We start from the raw sequence: 2,988 nt of genomic DNA on the forward strand, positions 1-2,988 counted from the left end.
AGGATACGTTCAATCTACGGTTACGAACCATATTCAATCACTGGAACGGGCATGTGGTCAAAAACTCTTTTACCGTTTATCAAGGGGAGTGAAGCCGACTGAAGCAGGCCTAAAACTAGCTAAATTTGCCCATCAATTTGTGCATTTAGGGCTGACATTAGAAGAAGCCATGAATGAATCGAATCAACCACAAGGGACGATTCACCTAAGCATGCATGAGTCTTTTTTTGTGACGAGAATGTCTCCACTCATAGAGAAATTTCGCCTTGAATATCCAATGGTTAAATTCAAATTGGAAACGGGCTATCATCAGGATGTGATTGATGATGTTTCACAGCATGTAGTGGATTTTGGCGTTGTACCTCGAAATCCCGGACGGGACGATATTATTTTTTACCCTATGCTGCAGGAAGAGTTGATTTTTATTGCCTCACATGAGTTGACGGGAAAAGTTGAGACTAACGGTTTGAAAGTACTAAACCATGAATCGGTAATCAGCTTTGGTAACAGTTGTTTGTATCATACGCATGCGAACATGGTCTTAGAGGAGACTGGGGTTGAAACTAGTGGTGCTATTCAATATCCAAGTATCGAAATGATCAAAAAAGCTGTTAAGTGCGGGATAGGCTTTGCACTGATTCCAAAAATAGCCGCTGAAAAAGAGATAGAAGAAGGAGATTTCCAATCATTGGCATTACCCACAGGAATTTTTTCCACCCATGGCATTATTGTAAATAAAGATAGGGAATTAAACTTTCCCGCACAAATGTTCAAGTCATTCGTATTGGATATTTATTCTTATGAGTGAGACTAATCTTGATATATCGCTAATTCATGATATTGTTGGAATATATGTAGAATAATCCAATAAGGAGTAACTAGTGAACAATTCGAGATTATCGCAACTGTTGCTTACACGATTCAATCGTTATCACATTATTCTAGTAGCCTTTGTAATAGTGCTTATTTCATTAATTAGTTATTATCAAAAAGATTTCACACTTCCCCATAATTATCATTATAAGAAACAGAAAGCTTTTAACGGTGTCGTATTACATACCATTCAGACTACCCCGGGTAATATCCGACTTCAAACAATTGATAAGAATGTAACGAAAACCCCATACTACGGCATTAACGGAGGGTTCTTCTGGGAAGGAGCTCTTCTGAGCATTGCGGTTATTGATGATCAACCTCTGAAAGGTTTACCTGGTGATTACGGTTCTGGCTGGTACAACACTGGCATTGATACGAATTTAAAACGTGGAACACTCGTATGGGATGACATCACTAAACATTTCTCGATTCAAGTAGTCACGCATGCCGGAGAGTTAACCGTAACGGATAAGCACCATTATTGGGCTCAAGGGGGTGTCAGTATGGACCTTAACGATAGATTTGGTTGGGAGAATGATATGATTTTAGAGGAGATGCCTGCTTATGACGAAAGTCGTATGCGTACGGCAATTGTTTATGATAATCACGAGAACTTGTATATGATTGTTACACAAACAAACTGTACAATTGCAGAGTTCCGCGCCGCCATTCTCGAAAAGTTAGGCGACCGAGGATTGGTCGACGGCATCTATTTGGATGGTGATGGTTCCTCTCAAATGCAGTGCCGCTATGTCCAGTTAAAAGGAGATCAGCGTCAAGTTTATCAGATGCTGACACTGATCCAATGATAGGAGTGCAGCTAGCTAAAAGGCAGCCGGTTTATGTCGGCTGCCTTGTTTGTGTTTTTTTTAGCTATGATTGAGCTTACTATGGCATTTTTACTGTAATTTTCTCCCACCTTTATATGGCTTTGATATATGTGTATGTCATTTTCTCTGACGCTTCCTCATAAGTAATGCAGCAATAAGGTAGCAAATCGAACTAACTATGAACAATTTAAAGATACCTGGTGTCATTCCTAAATAAAGGCTTATAGGAAATGACCAGAGGGATGCTATGAATAATATATAACGCTTATTAATAATTGAGCCTATCAATGCTACACATGCTGGAGCTAATAGAAACAAAGCCGATCTTGTTAAAACATCATTACTAACTTGTTCAGAATTGTATGGGTTGTAAAAGTTAAGAACTAGCCAGAGCGTGATCGATGCTATTGACGAAATTAAACCCAAATATACCGAATACTTCACCATTGTCCTCCTTATACAGTAGGAGCTAATTACTCAACATATTACCACATAATGGAACTGTATGGCAGGTAGTTTCATTTACAGGATGACGATTATTTAAGATACAAAAAGCCGCGATTTACGCGACTTCAACTCTTACAATATTTCAATATACCCTTCTGTTCCATGCACGCGAATGCGTTGCCCATCTTTTATCAGTTTGGTTGCATCTTCTACGCCAACAACTGCCGGCAATCCATACTCGCGCGCGATAACGGCCCCATGTGTCATCAGTCCTCCAACTTCGGTGACTAGTCCTTTAATAGATACAAACAAAGGTGTCCAGCCAGGATCAGTAAACGAAGTGACTAATATATCTCCATCTTCTAGATTAGCTTTTTCCATGTTTAAAATAACACGTGCTCTGCCTTCGATAACTCCGGAAGAAACAGGTAGACCTACGATGGAATTGGCTGGTAAATTTTCACGTTTGTACTCACCAGCAATGATTTCACCATCAGACGTGATTACACGTGGAGGAGTTAATTTCTCAAAAAATTTATAATCGTCTTTTCGTTTAACGATGATTTGATAATCAAGTTTGTTTGTGCGTACGACATCGTGCAGTTCTTGAAAAGTGAGATAGTAAATATCTTCTTTTTCGTGAATAATACTAGCTTGTACGAGCTGTTCAGCTTCTTTCAATAAAGCCAGCTTATATACGAAGTAGCGACTAATCATGCCGTATTTGGGATATTCACGATAACCGATGAAATTCCGGATCAGACGGATCATTTTTTGGGTCTCTTCTACTTTTTCATTTCCATCAGGTAATTGTTTTAATCGATCTAAGATCTCT

Annotated in this window: 3 protein-coding genes; 2 read left to right on the top strand and 1 reads right to left on the bottom strand. The window is 39.1% G+C overall.

What is annotated here, in order from left to right; genetic code table 11:
* Together AC1DUA_RS31820 and AC1DUA_RS31825 are read left to right on the top strand one after the other, a co-directional pair.
* Window positions 1-808: LysR family transcriptional regulator (locus tag AC1DUA_RS31820; RefSeq protein WP_477503546.1), on the top strand; the 808-nt coding region annotated here is incomplete at its 5' end.
* 73 nt (window positions 809-881) lie between these two features.
* Complete coding sequence (locus tag AC1DUA_RS31825; protein ID WP_477503547.1) at window positions 882-1,685, top strand: phosphodiester glycosidase family protein; 804 nt, start codon at window positions 882-884, stop codon at window positions 1,683-1,685.
* A 600-nt stretch (window positions 1,686-2,285) separates the two neighbouring features.
* On the opposite strand, the gene AC1DUA_RS31830 is transcribed toward AC1DUA_RS31825, so the two are convergent.
* A partial coding sequence (locus tag AC1DUA_RS31830; RefSeq protein ID WP_477503548.1) for a PEP-utilizing enzyme occupies window positions 2,286-2,988 on the bottom strand: 703 nt, incomplete at its 5' end.

The organism is Paenibacillus sp. 01T422 (assembly GCF_056398785.1).